The sequence below is a fragment of the Isoptericola sp. b515 genome, assembly GCF_030588125.1.
Lineage (GTDB): Bacteria > Actinomycetota > Actinomycetes > Actinomycetales > Cellulomonadaceae > Isoptericola > Isoptericola sediminis.
Genome location: NZ_JAUQYR010000001.1, coordinates 639,378 through 655,265 on the forward strand (window position 1 = coordinate 639,378; position 15,888 = coordinate 655,265).

Below are 15,888 nucleotides of genomic sequence, written 5' to 3' on the forward strand. Positions count from 1 at the left end.
CCGCGGGGCTCCGGCCGCGTCGACGGTGTGACGCTCGCCCCGGGACACCCTGGGGAACGGCCCGCGCTCAGCCCCAGACGAGACCCTGCGCGGGATCCTCGAGCACCCGGGCGACGTCCGACAGGAACCTCGCCCCGAGCTCGCCGTCGACGAGCCGGTGGTCGAAGCTCAGCGCGAGCTGGGTGACCCAGCGCGGCTTGACCTTGCCCTTGTGCACCCACGGCTGCTGCCGGATCGCCCCGACGGCGAGGATCCCGGACTCGCCCGGGTTGAGGATCGGCGTCCCGGTGTCGATGCCGAACACCCCCACGTTCGTGATCGTGAACGTGCCGTCGGCCATGTCCGCCGGGGACGTGCGCCCGGCCCGGGCGGTCGCGGTGAGCTCGCCGAGCGCCTGCGCGAGCCCGAGCAGCTCGAGCCGGTGGGCGTCCTTGACGTTGGGCACGACGAGCCCGCGCGGGGTCGCGGCGGCGATCCCCAGGTTCACGTAGTGCTGGTAGACGATCTCCTGGGCGGCCTCGTCCCAGCTCGCGTTGACCTCCGGGTGCCGCTGGAGGGCGAGCAGCGCCGCCTTGGCGGCGATCAGCAGCGGGGTGACCCGCACGTCGGCGAAGTCGCGGTCGCGCTTGAGCCGCTCGACGAGCTTCATCGTCCGCGTGACGTCCACCGTGCGGAAGACCGTCACGTGCGGGGCGGTGAACGCGCTGGCCACCATGGCCTCGGCGGTGCGCTTGCGCACGGACCTCACCGGCACGCGGGTGGTGCGCCCGTCGGCGGAGAGGCCGTCCGAGGCCGTCCAGGGCCGGTCCTCGCCGTGGGACGTGGCCAGGGGTCGCGGTGCGGCGGCCGCCGCGTGCGCCGTCACGTCCTCACGGGTGACGATCCCTCCGGGACCCGTGGGGCGGACCGAGGCCAGGTCGACCCCGAGGTCGCGGGCGAGCTTGCGCACCGGAGGCTTGGCGAGCACCCGCGCCCGGGTCGAGGTCGGCGTGTCGGCCGGGGACGAGGCCGCGGGCACGCTGACCATCGCGCGGTCGAGGGACGGCCCGGACCGCGCCGCGGGGGTCTCGGCCGCCGGCGGGGTCGCCGCGGGCTGCCGGACCTCCGGGGGCCCCGCCGGGGCCGGCGGGGTCGCCGCGGCGGTGCTCGCACCCCCGCGACGGCGGCGACGCCGTCCGCCCGCGCCGGCATCGGCGGTGCCGTACCCGACGAGTACCGAGCCCGAGGACTCCCCGGCCGCCGCGGCGGCCGGCTCGGCGGGAGCGGCCTGCGCCGGCGCCTCCGGCGCCGTGGACCCGGGGGACGCCGCCGACCCGTCGCCGATCTCCAGGATCGGCGTGCCGACGTCGACGGTGGTGCCCTCCTCGGCGAGCAGCCCGGTCACGGTGCCGGCCCAGGGGCTGGGCAGCTCCACCAGGGACTTGGCGGTCTCGATCTCCACGACGACCTGGTTGACGGTGACGGTGTCGCCGACCGCGACCTTCCACTCGACGATCTCGGCCTCGGTCAGTCCCTCGCCGACGTCCGGCAGGGGGAAACGCTGGGTGCTCATCTCGCTCCTGGGCATCAGTGGGACATCGCGCGGTCGACGGCGTCCAGGACGCGGTCGACGCTCGGCAGGTACTCGTGCTCGAGCTTCGCCACCGGGTACGGGGCGTGGAACCCGCCGACGCGCAGCACGGGCGCCTCCAGGTGGTAGAAGCACTCCTCGGCGAGACGGGCGGCCAGCTCGGCCCCGGCCCCGAGGAACGACGGCGCCTCGTGCACGACGACGCAGCGTCCGGTGCGGCGCACGGAGTCGGCGACGGTCGGCACGTCCAGCGGGGACACGGACCGCAGGTCCACGACCTCGGCACTGGTGCCCTCCGCGGCGAGCGCCTCGGCGGCGGACAGCGCGGTGGCGACCGTCGGGCCGTAGGCGACCAGCGTGACGTCCGTGCCCGCGCGCGCGACCCGGGCCGTCCCCAGCGGGTCCGGGGTGCCGGCGTCGGCCGCGATCGTGGGGACCGGGGCCTCCAGGTCGACCTCGCCCTTGGACCAGTAGCGCCCCTTGGGCTCGAGGAAGATGACCGGGTCCGGGGAGGCGATGGCCGCCCGCATCATGTCGTAGGCGTCCTGCGGGGTGGCCGGCGAGACGACGCGCAGCCCCGCGGTGTGCGCGAACAGCGCCTCCGGCGACTCCGAGTGGTGCTCGACGGCGCCGATCCCGCCGCCGTACGGGATACGGATGACCACGGGCACCTGGATGCGGCCGCCGGAGCGGTTGTGCAGCTTGGCGAGCTGGGTGGTGATCTGGTCGTAGGCGGGGAAGACGAAGCCGTCGAACTGGATCTCGCAGACGGGCCGGTAGCCGCGCATCGCCAGCCCGATGGCGGTGCCGACGATCCCGGACTCCGCCAGGGGGGTGTCGACGACCCGGTGCTCGCCGAAGTCCTTCTGCAGCCCGTCGGTGACGCGGAAGACGCCGCCGAGCCGGCCGATGTCCTCGCCCATGAGCAGCACGGTGTCGTCGGCGTCGAGGGCGGCGCGCAGGCCGGCGGTGATCGCCTTGGCCAGGGGCATGGTCTCGGTGCTCATCGGGCCACCTCCGCCGCGTCGCCGGTCTCCGACTCGTAGGTCTCGAACCACTCGCGCTCGGCCGTGACCTGCGCGTGCGGCGTGGCGTAGACGTGGTCGAACATCGACGTGGTCTCCGGCGCCCCGAGCGCCCGCACCCCGGCCCGCAGGCTCTCGCCGAGCGCGTCGGCCTCGGCGGCGAGGTCGGCCGCCCACTGCTCGTCCCAGTGCCCCTCGGCCCGCAGCAGGGCGGCGAGGCGCTCGATCGGGTCGCGCCGGCGCCAGTACTCCTCCTCGGCCCGCTCGCGGTACCGGGTCGGGTCGTCGGAGGTGGTGTGGGCACCCATCCGGTAGGTGTACGCCTCGACGAACGTGGGCCCGTGGCCGGCGTGCGCGCGTTCCAGCGCCTCGGCCATCACCGCGTAGCAGGCGAGCACGTCGTTGCCGTCGACGCGCACGCCGGGGACGCCGAAGCCCTCGCCGCGACGGTAGAGCGGGGCGCTGGACTGGCGGGTGGTGGGCTCGGAGATCGCCCACTGGTTGTTCTGGCACCAGAACACCACCGGGGCGTCGTTGACGGCGGCGAACACGAGCGCCTCGCTGACGTCGCCCTGGCTGGTGGCGCCGTCGCCGAAGCAGGCGACGACGGCGGTGTCGCGTGCGGGGTCGCCGGTCCCGACGGCGCCGTCGCGCTGGACACCCATCGCGTACCCGGTGGCGTGCAGCACGTGGGAGCCGATGACGAGCGTGTACAACGAGACGTTGTGCTCGGCCGGGTCCCACCCGCCGTGGTCCTGGCCGCGGTACAGCCGCAGCCGGTCGACGGGGTCGACGCCGCGCACGTGCAGGATCCCGTGCTCGCGGTAGGACGGGAAGACCATGTCCTGGGGCGCCAGGGCGTGCGCCGGACCGACCTGGGCGGCCTCCTGCCCGGTCGACTGGGCGTACAGGGCGAGCTCGCCGTGACGCTGCAGGGCCGTGGCCTCGTCGTCGAAACGGCGGGTCAGGACCATGTCGCGGTACATCGCGCGCAGGTCGTCCGCACCGAGGTGCGCGACACGCGCCGCGTAGCCGGGACGGTCGCCCGCGTTGTCGGGTTCGTGGACGCGCTCCCCGGTGGGAGTGACGAGCTGGACGAGCGGGGTGACGTCGGCGGACTCGCCGACGGACCCTGCGTTGGCCTGGTGCGGCACGCGGTCTCCTTCGCTGGCGGCCCCGGGGCGGGGCTGGGCTGCTCCGGCTGTGCGCAGGCCCGGGAGGCGATCCGCACGCGCGTCGACCCGGAACCTACGCCTTCGTAGCCTACGACAGCGTAGGTTGACGACCCCGTCGGCCACCCCCCAGCATGCCGTCCAAGGTCTTCCGCACGGCCTTGGAGGTTTCCTCCAAACCCTCGCCGTCGCGGTCCCACCGGCGACGCCGCCGGCACCCGCTGGTCCCCCGCCGGTGCCCCGCCCGCGGATCCTCTACGGTGGAGGACAGGTGAACGAGGGCCGGTCCGGCCTCGGACGCGCGGACCGGTCGACGACCGCAGGGGGTGTCGACAGTCGCCGGGCCGCACGCGCCCGAGGAACATCCGTCCACCGCACGACCGATCCAGGGACGCATCGTGACCTCCACCCCCTCGACCTCCGACCGCACCCCCGACACGCCGGACCGGAGCGCCGGGAAGCTGCGCTCCGCCGTCCTCAAACCGGTCTTCATCCCCGCGTCGATCGTCATCCTCGGTCTGATCATCGCGACGATCGTGTTCGCGCGCGTCGCCGGCGACACCCTCGACGACGCGACCTCCCAGCTCAACACGTGGATCACGGACGGTGTCGGCTGGTGGTACGTCATCGCCGTCAACATCTTCCTGGTCTTCGCGCTGTACTGCGCCTTCACGCGCATCGGCCACATCCGGCTCGGACGCGACGGCGAGGGGCCGGAGTTCGGGACCGTCTCGTGGTTCCTCATGCTCTTCAGCGCCGGCATGGGCATCGGGCTGGTGTTCTTCGGCGTCGCCGAGCCGCTGAGCCACTACGTCACCCCGCCGGAGGCCTTCGGCAACGCCCCGCAGTCGGACGACGCCGCCCGGGAGTCGGTCGGCCTGATGATGCTGCAGTGGGGCTTCCACCCGTGGGCGATCTACGCCGTCGTCGGCCTGGGGCTGGCCTACATGTCGTTCCGCCGCGGCCGCCCGCTCGCGGTGCGCTGGCTGCTCGAACCCCTGCTCGGCCGTCGGCGGGTCGAGGGCTGGATGGGCCACACCGTCGACACCGTGGCCATCGTGGGCACGCTGTTCGGCGTCGCGACCTCTTTCGGCTTCGGCATCAGCCAGATCCTCGGCGGCCTGGAGTTCCTCGGCTGGGCGCAGACGACCGACCCGCTGATCATCGGCCTCATCACCGGCATCACCGCCGTGGCGGTCTGGTCCGTGGTGACCGGCGTCCACAAGGGCCTGAAGTGGCTGTCGAACTTCAACATGTCGACCGCCGCCGTGCTGGCGCTGGTCGTCTTCCTGCTCGGCCCGACGGTCTTCCTGCTCAAGGCGATCCCCGAGAACGCCGGGGCGTACCTGTCGCTGCTGCCGGAGACGATGTTCCACGCCGGACCCTTCGCCAGCGACGGCTGGGAGGCCGCCTGGACCATCGCCTACTGGGGCTGGTGGACGAGCTGGGCGCCCTTCGTGGGCATGTTCATCGCCCGCATCTCCCGGGGACGCACGATCCGCGAGTTCGTCGTCGGCGTCCTGCTGGCCCCCACGGCCGCCAGCCTGCTGTGGTTCACGATCTTCGGGGACTCCGGCATCCTGCAGCAGCGCGAGCAGGGGAACATGCTGGTCGAGGACCCGGAGACGGGCGAGATGGTGGTCGACAGCACCACCGCGCTGTTCCAGTTCTTCGAGACGTTCCCCGGCGTCCTGCCGGTGCTGCTCAGCGTGGTCGCGATGGTCGTCGTCGTGCTGTTCTTCGTGACCTCCTCGGACTCCGGGTCGCTGGTGATCGACATGCTCGCCAGCGGCGGCAGCACCCACACGTCCACCACCACCCGTGTGTACTGGGCGGTCCTCGAGGGGCTGGCGGCCGCGGTCCTGCTCGTGGTCGGCGGCAACGTCGCGCTCACGGCGCTGCAGACGTTGTCGATCTCGACCGCCGCACCGTTCTCGATCATCCTCGTGCTGGCGTGCGTCTCGCTGGTCAAGGCGTTCCGGCACGAGGTGGCCACCATGCCCCGCTACATCCAGGTGCTGCCCCCGACCGACGAGGCCGAACCCGACCTGGCGCCGGCGGAGCACCGGCACCGACGGGGACCGGCCCTGTCGACGACGTTGTACGGGTTCGCCCCGACGGCGTCGGACGGGCACCGTCCGGGGGCCGACGGCGACGGCGCGAGGGGCGACGGCGAGCCGGAGTCGCCGATCATCTCCTACCGGGCGCTGCACCCGAGCGACGTCGTCATCGACCCGGAGACGGGCGATCCCGTGGAGGTCGAGCCGGTCGAGGACCCGTTGGCCGGCGAGGTCTTCGACACCCCGGAGTTCGAGCACTCCCAGGAGTTCCTCGACCAGGGCGGTCAGCTCGACGACGACGGCAACCCCCGTCCGGAGACCCTCGACGGGCTGGAACCCGACGGCCGGCCGCAGGACGCGCAGGAGGAACCGCGGCCGGCCGGCTAGACGGACCCGGCCGCTAGACCGGCGCTCCGCCGCCGCTCCGGGCGACCAGCGCCCGGACCGACGGCGGCACCGCCGTGCCGGCGGAGAGCGGGCTCGGTTCCGGCACGCCCGCCGTGGTCGCCATCGGCACCACGCCGGCCCACACGCCGTGGTCCTCCCCGTCGTCCACCGCCTCGCCGACGCCACCGGCGCGCACCTTCACGCTCACGCTGTCCAGCGGCACCTGCAGCACCTGGGTGGCGGCGACCTCCTTGGCGGTCATCTCCCGCACCTCCGCCCGGCGGCCGGGCATCAGGTGGTCACCGACGCACCACAGGGCCGCCGCCCGCCGGTCGTCCGGCACGACGGTCGCGCGCCCCACGATCATCGCCGAGCGGTAGTTCGCCGAGCTGTCGTGCAGGGACCGGGCGTAGACGAGGCCGTCGAGGTGCGTGACCGCCACGGAGACGGGCACCCCCTCGGGCCCCGCGTCGAGGAAGAGCCCGCCGCCGGTGGACCCGTGCAGCAGCAGCCGGCGCCCGAGCCCGTCCTCGAGGTCCCCGACGCCGTACAGGTACGGCAGCACGACGGGGTACCCGTCCCGGACCATCGCCACGTGGGCGAGGCTGCCCTCGGCGAGGAGGCGGTCGAGCACCTCCGGGTCGGCGCTCTGGCGCGCCGGCTTGCGGCGGACCCGCAGGGACGGGAGGGGGACGGCGGGAGAGGTCTCGGTGCTCACGGTCCCGACCGTAGGCAGCACGCTGGACCAGGGCATGGTCCAGATCCGTCCGTTCTCATCGGTCTAGTGCGAGACTGACGGGCGTGACCACCAAGACCGCCCGTGTCGCCGACCTCGTGCGCGACATGGTCCACGACGGCCGGCTCGGTGCGGGCGACCCCCTGCCCTCCACGCGCACGCTGGCCGCCGAGCTCGGCGTGGCCCGCGGCACCGTGACGGCCGCGTACGAGCAGCTCGACGGCGAGGGGTACCTCGTGCTGCGGCACGGTGCGGTGCCGCGCGTCGCCGCCACCCTCGCCGGGGCGCCCCGGGCCACGGACCGGCCCGTCCGGGCGGAGCGGCCGTCCCCCGCCCGCGCGGCCCACGTCGTCGACCTGCAGCCCGGCGTCCCGAACGTGGCCACGATCTCGGACCGGGACCGCCGGGCCGCCTGGCGGCACGCCCTGTCCGTCCCGGTCGCACCGCGCTACCCCGACCCGACGGGCGAACCCGCGCTGCGCGGCCAGGTCGCGACCCAGCTCGCCCTGAGCCGCGGATTCGCGCCCGACCCGCGGCGCGTGGTGGTCACCGCGGGCACGGCCGAGGCGATCTCGCTGGTCGTCGAGGCGCTGGCACGCCACGGCCGCCCGCCCCGGGTCGCCGTCGAGAACCCCGGCTACCGGGCCGGCCGGCGCGCCGTCGTCTCGGCGGGTGGGGTCCTCGCCCCGGTGCCGGTCACCGACCACGGCCTGGACCTGGACGCGCTGCGCACCGCACAGGCGCACGCCCCGCTCGACGCCGTCATGGTCACGCCGAGCCACCAGTACCCCCTCGGCGGCGCCCTGCCCGTCGCCCGGCGGCTGGAGCTGCTGCGCTGGGCCGCCGCCGAGAGGGTGCTGGTGATCGAGGACGACTACGACTCCGAGTTCCGGCACCGTGGCTCGCCGCTGCCGGCTCTGGCCACCCTGGACGAGCACGGGGTGGTGGTGCACGTGGGGTCGTTCTCCAAGATCCTCGACCCGTCGCTGCGGTGCGGGTACCTCGTGCTGCCGTCCGGCACCGGCGGGGCGCCCGACGGCGGCACCGCGGCGGCCGAGGCGATCCTCGCGGCCCGCACGGGACGGGGCGCGACGGTGGCCTCCGTGGTCCAGCACGCGCTGGCGCACCTGATGTCGACCGGTGCGCTGCGCCGGCACGTGGCACGGTGCCGCCGCGACTACCGGGACCGGCGACGCCTCGTGGCCGAGTCGTTCGCCGGCCTGCCCGGCGTCCGGGTCCGCGCCCTGGACGGCGGCCTGCACGCCGTGCTCGAGCTCTCCACGACACCGGCGCGCGCCGTCGTGGAGCGCCTGGGCGGGCGCGGCGTGCGGGTCGCCGACCTGCAGGACTACGTCGTCGAGGGGTCCGGGCTGCGGCTGGACGGGCTCGTGCTCGGCTACGCCCCGCCACCGGTGGCCGCGCTGCGGGACGCGTTGCGCACGATCCGCGCCGAGATCACCGCGACGGGCTGACCGCCCGTGGGTCCGGACCACCGGGCACCGCGAGCAGGCCCGGGCGCGCACCGAGCAGCTCCTCGACGCGCCGCCGGACGCCGGCCGCATCCAGACCGTGCGCGGCGGCGTGGTCGGCGGCCGACCCGTAGCGGCGCAGCTCGGCGTCCCGCGGGACCCCGACGTGCGCCACGCGGCTGGGGCGGTCCACGAGCGCCGCGGCCACGGCGGCGGCGCTCGTGCCCTCCAGGGACGGCTCGACGACGGCGAGCACCGGCGTCGGCCCGGCCAGGGAGCGCAGCCCGTCGGTGTCCAGCGGGTGCGGGGTGGCGGTGTACGCCACCCGGACCGGCAGGTCGGCGGTGGCCTCGAGCACCGTGTCGAGCATCGGTCCGACGGCGAGCACGAGCGGGTCTTCCGGCGGGCCGGGACGGATCGTGACGAGACGACCGTCGGGAGCGGCCCACGGCCGGCGGTTCTGACCGGTGGACAGCCGCAGGTACACGCGGCGCTCGGTGGCGGCCTCGGCGTGAAGCATCGCCGCGACCTCGTCGGGGTGGCCGGGGACGTGCACCGTCCACCCGGGCAGCGCGGAGACGAGCGCGACGTCGGCCGGCGCCTGGTGGGTGCGGCCCTCGCTGCTGGCGTCGAAGGACGCCCCGATGCTGACCAGGATCGCCCCGACGTCCTGGTGACCGAGGTCGAGCTTGAGCTGCTCGTACGCCCGCTCGACGAGGAACGGCGCGTAGGTGTGGACGATCGGCCGGCGACCGGTCAGTGCCAGCCCACCGGCGACCCCGATCATGGCCTGCTCGCGGATGCCGACGTCGATCACCCGACCGGGGTGCCGGGCCGCGACCGGCGCGAGGTTCCCGGCACCGATCACGGCGAGCACCACGTCGACGTCCGGGTGGGCCGCCAGGACGGGGTCCAGCTCGGCGTAGAAGCGGGCGCGCATGCCGGGCCCGCGCGGGGCGCCGGCGCTCATGCCGCCGCCTCCGGTGCGCGGGTCGTGTCGACGACGACGGCGGTGGGCCGGTCGGCGCCCCGCCGGTTCAGCGCGGCCGCGAGCCGGTCGTCCGAGCGGTTGTCCACGTCCGTCGTCGTCCACCCCTCCAGGGCGAAGCGGGCCGCGATCCCGCCCGGCCAGCCGAGGTCGTCGCTGCGGTTGTCCACGACGACGCAGGTGAGGTTCGCCAGCCCGAACCGGCCGGCGACCTGGATGGCCTCGGCGTTGCTGCCCTCGTCGAGCTCGGCGTCCCCGACGAGGACGACGACCCGGGCGGGTGAGCGGCCCCGCAGCCCGATGGCCATACCCACGGCGAGGGGCAGGCCGTGCCCGAGCGAGCCGCTGCCGATCTCGATGCCGGGCACGAGGGTCCGGTCCGGGTGGTGGCCGAGCCGTGAGCTCCACGAGGCGACGTCGTCGAGCCACGCCGCGGGGAAGAACCCCCGCGCGGCGAGCACGGCGTAGGTGGAGGCCGGACCGTGTCCCTTGGACAGCACGAACCGGTCCCGGTCGGGGTCGTCGGGGCGGTCCGGGTCCACGTGCAGCACGCGGTCGTACAGGACCCGCACGACGTCGAGGGTGGAGTGGGCACTGGGGTCGTGCTTCTCGTCGCCGGTCACGCGGGCCACGAGGTCACGGACCCGGTCCGGGGCGAGGGCTGGTGTCGTCATGGCACGATGGTGAAAGATGAAGTTCACTTGAGGTCAAGGGAGTCGGCGTGGTCGAGCGGTACCTGACGATCGGTGACGTCGCGCGACGCAGCGGGGTCGCGCCGTCGGCACTGCGGTTCTACGAGCAGCGCGGACTCATCGCCGCGGAGCGCAGCGGCGGCAACCAGCGGCGCTACGAGCGCACGGTCCTGCGTCGTGTGGCGTTCGTCCGCACCGCGTCCCGCCTGGGCCTGACCCTCGAGCAGATCGGCGACGCCCTGGCGACGCTGCCGGACGGCCGCACGCCCACGGCCGCGGACTGGCGCCGGCTGTCCCGGTCCTGGAGGGGCCTGCTCGACGAGCGCATCGCCACGCTGGAGCGGCTGCGCGACGACCTCGACTCGTGCATCGGGTGCGGCTGCCTGTCGCTGGACCGGTGCGCGCTGCAGAACCCCGACGACCGCGCCGCGGCGCTCGGCCCCGGGCCGCGCTACCTGGAGGGCGACGACCCGTCGGACGTGGGCGCGGGGCGGTGACTCAGTCGGGCGTCTGCTGGTGGAGCAGCATCCGCCATCCGGCGTCCGCGGCCACGTAGGTGCTGACCAGCGTCGCCGCGTAGCTGTCCCCACCCCGGCGTCCGGTGAACCGGTAGACCACCGTCGCCGTGTCGTCGCTGCGCACGAGCCGCGCCTCGCCGAGGTCCACGTCGTCCCAGCCCGGCGAGTGGTCCATCGCCGCGACGCAGGCCGCCTTGTCGAGCACGGCGCCCGGGACGACGACGACCGCGTCCGGGTGCAGCACCTCGGCGTAGTCGGCACCGGTCCCCCGCGCGAGTCGTCGCTCGATCGCCATCAGCTCCGTGGTCACGTCCATCCCTCGACCGTAGGCGGGACGGGACGATGTCACAGCCCGGGCGACCCGCGTCGACCGGACGGTATCGGTGGCGCTCCGCCGCAGCGTGCGCGACGGTAGGGGGACCTTCCCCGACATCACGGAGGTCCGTCATGAAGGTCGTCGTCATCGGAGCGCTCGGCAAGGTCGCGCAGCTGCTGGTCCCGCTGCTGGCCGACGGCGGGAGCGGGCCGGCCACCGACGTCGTGGGCGTGGTCCGCAAGGAGGAGCAGATCGACCGCGTGGCCGACCTCGGCGGTGACCCGGTGCTGCTCGACGTGGAGAACGCGGGCACTGAGGAGATGGCACGGGCCTTCGCCGGCGCCGACGCCGTGGTGTGGGCCGCGGGTGCCGGCGGCGGCAACCCCGACCGCACCTACGCCGTCGACCGGGACGCCGCCATCCGCTCGATGGACGCCGCCGCACAGGCCGGGGTGCGCCGCTACCTCATCGTGTCCTGGATCGGATCGGTCCCCGACCACGGCGTGCCGGAGGACAACAGCTTCTTCCCCTACGCCGACGCCAAGCTGGCCGCCGACGACCACCTGCGCTCGACGGACCTGGACTGGACCATCCTCGGGCCGGGGTCGCTGACCGACGGTCCCCCGACGGGGAAGATCCGGGTGCTCGCCGACGGCGAGACGGTCGAGCGCGGGGCACCGTCCGAGGTGCCGCGCGCCGACGTCGCCCAGGTGGCGGCCGCTGCGCTGCGCATCGACGAGACGATCGGGAAGTTCGTGCGGTTCACGACCGGTGACGAGACGATCCCGGCCGCGCTGCGTCACCTGCGGTAGGCATCGGCGCGCCGCCGGTCTGCCCGCGGTCGGCTACCCGGAGGTGCGATCCGCGACGACCTCGACCTTGAACCGGCGGCGTTCTCCAACCAGCCGGCGTAGTGGTCCGGCCCGCCGGCATGCGGGTAGCGCTCGCCGTAGAGCGGCGTCCACCCGTGAGCCGGGCCGGCGGCCATGAGGGCGTCGACCTGGTCCGACGTGCCGCCGTCGAACGCGAGGTGGTTCATCCCGGCACGACGACGGTCGTGGTCCGCGGCGGAGAGGTTCGGCGAGGTCGTCAGCGTCAGGTATACCCCGGCGGACGACCAGGTGCGCCCCTGCGGCCACTGCTGGGTCGGCTCGAAACCGAGCCGTTCCAGCAGCCAGCCCCACGGGGCCGCGGCGGCCTCGATATCCGGCACCCAGAGCTCGACGTGATGAAGTCCTGGCACCCGCCCATCCCACCACGCGGCACCGCCCGGGCGAGGCGCCACGTCGGCGAGAGCCACAGCGCTCGGACGGCAGGCGGCGGGCGACGGGCGACGGGCCGCGACATCAGACGTGTGCTCGCAACAGCAACCCCGGGGGGCCGGCGAAAGCCGCTCACGGACGGCGTGAGATTCACGCCGTTCGGGACTCGCGAACGCCAGGGTGTCGCGGATCCTGCAGGACGGACACCCCCGCGATCCTTCTCCGGGCGGACGCCGCGATCGACGCCCCGACGGTGTCCCGCGAGCAACGCCGTGAGCGGCGACGTCGTCCTTCACCGCGCGCTCGGGGACCTGCTGGGGCAGCATCGCAGGAGCCCGCACGTCTCTCGCTGGAGGTCCCGCATGGCCCGCACCGTCGCCGAACACCTCGTCGACCAGCTCGTCGCCGCCGGCGTCGAACGCGTCTACGGCATCGTGGGGGACTCCCTGAACCCCGTCGTGGACGCCGTCCGCCGCACCGACGGCATCGACTGGGTGCACGTGCGCCACGAGGAGGCGGCCGCCTTCGCGGCGGCGGCCGAGGCCGAGGTCACCGGCAAGCTCACGGCCTGCGCGGGCTCCTGCGGGCCGGGCAACCTGCACCTCATCAACGGGCTCTACGACGCCAACCGCTCCGGGGTGCCGGTGCTGGCCATCGCCTCGCACATCCCCAGCGCGCAGATCGGCACGAAGTTCTTCCAGGAGACCCACCCGGACCGCCTCTTCAACGAGTCGTCCGTGTTCTCCGAGATGATCTCCACCGCGGCCCAGCTCCCGCGCGTCACCCGCTCGGCGATCCAGCACGCGCTGGCCGCGCCGGGCGTCGCGGTGCTGACGCTGCCCGGTGACGTCGCCGACGAAGAGGTGCCCGACGACGACGCCCCGATCCTCATCCCGGGCGCCTGCCCCGCGCGCGTCGTCCCGCACGACGACGACGTCGCCGCCCTGGCCGACGCGATCGACGCCGCCCGCAAGGTCACCCTGTTCGTCGGGGCGGGCGCCCGCGACGCCCGTGACGAGGTCCTCGAGCTGGCCGATCTCGCGGCCGCCCCGGTCGGGCACTCGCTGCGCGGCAAGGAGATCATCCAGTACGACAACCCCCACGACGTCGGGATGTCGGGGCTGCTCGGGTACGGCTCCTGCCACGAGGCGGTGCACGAGGCCGACCTGCTGATCCTCGTCGGCACCGACTTCCCGTACGACTCGTTCCTGCCCGCCGACGTCCCCACGGCCCAGATCGACATCGACGCCTCCCACCTCGGCCGGCGCACCCGCCTGGACCTGCCCGTGCACGGAGACGTCGGCGAGACGCTGCGGCTGCTGAACCCCCGCATCCAGCGCAAGTCGGACCGCAAGTTCCTGGAGTCGATGGTCGACCGGCACGCCAAGGTGATGACCAAGGTGGTCGGCGCGTACACACGCAACGTGGAGAAGCACACCCCGATCCACCCCGAGTACGCCGCCGTCCAGCTCGACGAGGCCGCCGCCGACGACGCCGTCTTCACCGTGGACACCGGCATGAACAACGTCTGGGCCGCCCGGTACATCACGCCGAACGGCCGGCGCCGCGTCATCGGCTCGTTCATCCACGGCTCGATGGCGAACGCCCTGCCGCACGCCATCGGCGTCTCGATGGCCCAGCCCGACCGGCAGGTCGTGGCGCTGGCCGGTGACGGCGGCCTGTCGATGCTGCTCGGCGAGCTGATCACCGTGCGGGCGTACGACCTGCCGGTGACGATCGTGGTCTTCAACAACTCCACCCTCGGCATGGTGAAGCTGGAGATGCTCGTCGAGGGGCTGCCCTCGCACGGCACGGACTCGCCGGAGGTCGACTACAGCGCCATCGGCACCGCCGTCGGCATCCCCTCCCAGCGGGTGACCAAGCCGAAGGACCTGGCCAAGGCGTTCTCGACGGCGCTGGCCACGGACGGCCCCGCCCTCGTGGAGGTCATGACGGACCCGCGGGCGCTGTCCATCCCGCCGTCGATCACCTCCGGTCAGATCCGCGGGTTCACCACGGCCATGACGAAGGAGATCTTCGGCGGCGGCATGGGCGAGGTCATGTCGATGGCGCGCTCGAACCTGCGCAACCTGCCGCGGTGAGGCGGGTGCCGGCCGGCGACGAGCGCCGGCCGGCACCTCGGGCGGTCAGCGCCAGCCGGCGGCCAGCGCGAGGAACGCGTCGTTCGCCTCGACCTCGCCGATGCTGACGCGCATGCCCTCGCCGGCGAACGGACGCACGAGCACACCGGAGGCCGACGCCTCGGCCGCGAGCTCGACCGTCCGCTCCCCCGTGGCCAGCCAGACGAAGTTCGCGTGCGTGTCGGGGACGTCCCAGCCCTGCTCGCGCAGCGCGTCCCACACCCGGGTGCGCTCGGCCACGAGGTGCTCGACCCGCTCGGCGAGCTCGGCCTGCACGGCGGGCTGCAGGGTGGCCAGGGCGGCCCGCTGCGCCAGGTGGTTCACGCCGAACGGGGTCGACGTCGACCGCACCGCCGCGGCCAGGCGCGGCTCGGCGACGGCGTACCCGACGCGGAGCCCCGCCAGGCCCGACGCCTTGGACATCGTGCGCACGAGCACGACGTTGGGGTGCCGGCGCAGCAGGTCGATGCCCACGGGCGCCTCGGCGTCACGGATGAACTCCAGGTAGGCCTCGTCGACGACGACGAGCACGTCGCGGGGCACCTCGGCCAGGAACGTCTCCAGCTCGTCGGCCTGCACGACGGGGCCAGTCGGGTTGTTGGGGGTGCACACGAGGGCCACGCGGGTCCGCGGGCCGACGGCTGCGGCCATCGCCGGCAGGTCGAGCCGGCCCGCGGCCGTCAGCGGCACGGTGACCGCTTCTCCGCCCGCGACGGCGGTGAGGATCGGGTACGCCTCGAAGGACCGCCACGGGTAGACGACCTCGTCGCCTGGCTCGAGGACCGCCTCGAGCACGTGCTGCAGCACGGCCACGGACCCGTTGCCGACCACGACCTGCGCCGGGTCGACGCCGACGTGCGCGGCGAGCGCCTCGACGAGCTCGGTGGCGAACATGTCGGGGTACCGGTTGACCTCGACGGCGGCCTCGGTGATCGCCGCAACCACAGCCGCGGGCGGCGGGTACGGGTTCTCGTTGGAGGACAGCTTCCACGCCTGGCCCGAGGGGCGCGCCCCCGGGACGTAGGCGGGCAGCGCCGCGACGGCGGGGCGCAGGGGGACGGTCTTCTCTGATGCCGGTGAGCTCACAACGGTCCAGGATGCCACCTCATGCCGGCAAGGGGTGCCGGACGCCGCCAGACCTGCCACGATGTCGGCCATGAACTTCCTCGCGCGACTCGTGGTGACCTCGCTCGCCCTGTGGATCTGCGACCTCATCTTCGACAGCTTCGAGATCTTCGGCGGTGACGACGTCCTCGGACGCATCCTCGCCATCCTCGGCGTCGGACTGATCTTCACGCTCGTCAGCTCGATCGTGAAGCCGATCGTCAGCATCCTGTCGATCCCGCTGCTGATCCTCACGCTCGGCCTCTTCTACCTGATCATCAACGCCGGCATGCTGTGGCTGACGGAGTGGGTGACCAGCCAGGGGTGGCTCGGCGACTGGGGGCTCGCGATCGAGGGCGGCTTCTGGTGGTACCTGTGGATCGCCCTGATCCTGGCGATCCTGCAGGCCGTCATCGGCTGGGTCGTCCCCGGCGACAAGGACTGACCC

Annotated in this window: 15 protein-coding genes; 6 read left to right on the plus strand and 9 right to left on the minus strand. The window is 74.0% G+C overall.

Features of this window, described 5'->3' with window-relative positions:
- Positions 1–67: 67 nt before the first annotated feature.
- From Q6350_RS02980 to pdhA, 3 genes are read right to left on the minus strand one after another with little or no spacing between them, the layout of a single operon-like run.
- Positions 68–1,552 carry a dihydrolipoamide acetyltransferase family protein gene (locus Q6350_RS02980; RefSeq protein WP_305065087.1) on the minus strand — a complete coding sequence of 495 codons (1,485 nt, stop codon included), beginning with the start codon at positions 1,550–1,552 and terminating at the stop codon, positions 68–70.
- 14 nt (positions 1,553–1,566) lie between these two features.
- A complete protein-coding gene (locus Q6350_RS02985) occupies positions 1,567–2,577 on the minus strand; it encodes an alpha-ketoacid dehydrogenase subunit beta (RefSeq protein ID WP_305065089.1) in 1,011 nt (336 codons plus the stop codon).
- Positions 2,574–3,749 (minus strand): pyruvate dehydrogenase (acetyl-transferring) E1 component subunit alpha, encoded by a 1,176-nt coding sequence (gene pdhA / locus Q6350_RS02990; protein ID WP_304602785.1) that lies wholly within the window; start codon positions 3,747–3,749, stop codon positions 2,574–2,576. The genes Q6350_RS02985 and pdhA overlap by 4 nt, the downstream gene beginning before the upstream one ends.
- A gap of 416 nt (positions 3,750–4,165) precedes the next feature.
- Between pdhA and Q6350_RS02995 the strand changes: the two genes are divergently transcribed.
- Positions 4,166–6,214, plus strand: coding sequence for a BCCT family transporter (locus tag Q6350_RS02995; protein WP_305065091.1), 2,049 nt, complete (start codon positions 4,166–4,168; stop codon positions 6,212–6,214).
- Between the two features lie 13 nt (positions 6,215–6,227).
- On the opposite strand, the gene Q6350_RS03000 is transcribed toward Q6350_RS02995, so the two are convergent.
- Entirely contained in the window at positions 6,228–6,932 is a 705-nt protein-coding gene (locus tag Q6350_RS03000; protein WP_305065093.1) for a pyridoxamine 5'-phosphate oxidase family protein, read from the minus strand.
- 83 nt (positions 6,933–7,015) lie between these two features.
- Here Q6350_RS03000 and Q6350_RS03005 point away from each other — a divergent pair, with 83 nt between their 5' ends.
- Positions 7,016–8,422 carry a PLP-dependent aminotransferase family protein gene (locus Q6350_RS03005; RefSeq protein ID WP_305065095.1) on the plus strand — a complete coding sequence of 469 codons (1,407 nt, stop codon included), beginning with the start codon at positions 7,016–7,018 and terminating at the stop codon, positions 8,420–8,422.
- Here Q6350_RS03005 and Q6350_RS03010 read toward each other — a convergent pair.
- Positions 8,406–9,389 carry a transketolase family protein gene (locus Q6350_RS03010; protein ID WP_305065097.1) on the minus strand — a complete coding sequence of 328 codons (984 nt, stop codon included), beginning with the start codon at positions 9,387–9,389 and terminating at the stop codon, positions 8,406–8,408. The two genes, Q6350_RS03005 and Q6350_RS03010, sit on opposite strands and share 17 nt — an antisense overlap.
- Complete coding sequence (locus tag Q6350_RS03015; protein WP_305065098.1) at positions 9,386–10,081, minus strand: thiamine pyrophosphate-dependent enzyme; 696 nt, start codon at positions 10,079–10,081, stop codon at positions 9,386–9,388. The genes Q6350_RS03010 and Q6350_RS03015 overlap by 4 nt, the downstream gene beginning before the upstream one ends.
- Positions 10,082–10,128: 47 nt before the next feature.
- Here Q6350_RS03015 and soxR point away from each other — a divergent pair, with 47 nt between their 5' ends.
- Positions 10,129–10,596, plus strand: a complete 468-nt coding sequence (gene soxR / locus Q6350_RS03020; RefSeq protein ID WP_171247157.1) for a redox-sensitive transcriptional activator SoxR — start codon at positions 10,129–10,131, stop codon at positions 10,594–10,596.
- A 1-nt stretch (position 10,597) separates the two neighbouring features.
- On the opposite strand, the gene Q6350_RS03025 is transcribed toward soxR, so the two are convergent.
- Positions 10,598–10,933 (minus strand): nuclear transport factor 2 family protein, encoded by a 336-nt coding sequence (locus tag Q6350_RS03025; protein ID WP_304602791.1) that lies wholly within the window; start codon positions 10,931–10,933, stop codon positions 10,598–10,600.
- 131 nt (positions 10,934–11,064) lie between these two features.
- On the opposite strand from Q6350_RS03025, the gene Q6350_RS03030 reads away from it, so the two are divergent.
- Positions 11,065–11,745 carry an SDR family oxidoreductase gene (locus Q6350_RS03030; protein WP_305065103.1) on the plus strand — a complete coding sequence of 227 codons (681 nt, stop codon included), beginning with the start codon at positions 11,065–11,067 and terminating at the stop codon, positions 11,743–11,745.
- On the opposite strand, the gene Q6350_RS03035 is transcribed toward Q6350_RS03030, so the two are convergent.
- Positions 11,733–12,176, minus strand: coding sequence for a VOC family protein (locus Q6350_RS03035; protein ID WP_305065105.1), 444 nt, complete (start codon positions 12,174–12,176; stop codon positions 11,733–11,735). The two genes, Q6350_RS03030 and Q6350_RS03035, sit on opposite strands and share 13 nt — an antisense overlap.
- 381 nt (positions 12,177–12,557) lie before the next feature.
- Here Q6350_RS03035 and Q6350_RS03040 point away from each other — a divergent pair, with 381 nt between their 5' ends.
- Positions 12,558–14,297 carry a pyruvate dehydrogenase gene (locus tag Q6350_RS03040; protein ID WP_304602794.1) on the plus strand — a complete coding sequence of 580 codons (1,740 nt, stop codon included), beginning with the start codon at positions 12,558–12,560 and terminating at the stop codon, positions 14,295–14,297.
- 45 nt (positions 14,298–14,342) lie between these two features.
- Here Q6350_RS03040 and hisC read toward each other — a convergent pair whose 3' ends face one another.
- On the minus strand, positions 14,343–15,422 hold the full coding sequence (hisC, locus tag Q6350_RS03045) for a histidinol-phosphate transaminase (RefSeq protein ID WP_305065108.1): 1,080 nt from the start codon (positions 15,420–15,422) through the stop codon (positions 14,343–14,345).
- Positions 15,423–15,492: 70 nt separating this feature from the next.
- On the opposite strand from hisC, the gene Q6350_RS03050 reads away from it, so the two are divergent.
- Positions 15,493–15,885 carry a phage holin family protein gene (locus tag Q6350_RS03050; protein WP_171247165.1) on the plus strand — a complete coding sequence of 131 codons (393 nt, stop codon included), beginning with the start codon at positions 15,493–15,495 and terminating at the stop codon, positions 15,883–15,885.
- Positions 15,886–15,888: the final 3 nt, after the last annotated feature.

What these genes read in the sequence shown, in the direction of transcription:
- Q6350_RS02980 (WP_305065087.1), bottom strand. Translation starts at nt 1,552, where the DNA reads ATGAGCACCCAGCGTTTCCCCCTGCCGGACGTCGGCGAGGGACTGACC.
- Q6350_RS02985 (WP_305065089.1), bottom strand. Translation starts at nt 2,577, where the DNA reads ATGAGCACCGAGACCATGCCCCTGGCCAAGGCGATCACCGCCGGCCTG.
- Q6350_RS03010 (WP_305065097.1), bottom strand. Translation starts at nt 9,389, where the DNA reads ATGAGCGCCGGCGCCCCGCGCGGGCCCGGCATGCGCGCCCGCTTCTAC.
- Q6350_RS03015 (WP_305065098.1), bottom strand. Translation starts at nt 10,081, where the DNA reads ATGACGACACCAGCCCTCGCCCCGGACCGGGTCCGTGACCTCGTGGCC.
- Q6350_RS03025 (WP_304602791.1), bottom strand. Translation starts at nt 10,933, where the DNA reads ATGGACGTGACCACGGAGCTGATGGCGATCGAGCGACGACTCGCGCGG.
- Q6350_RS03030 (WP_305065103.1), top strand. Translation starts at nt 11,065, where the DNA reads ATGAAGGTCGTCGTCATCGGAGCGCTCGGCAAGGTCGCGCAGCTGCTG.
- Q6350_RS03040 (WP_304602794.1), top strand. Translation starts at nt 12,558, where the DNA reads ATGGCCCGCACCGTCGCCGAACACCTCGTCGACCAGCTCGTCGCCGCC.
- Q6350_RS03050 (WP_171247165.1), top strand. Translation starts at nt 15,493, where the DNA reads ATGAACTTCCTCGCGCGACTCGTGGTGACCTCGCTCGCCCTGTGGATC.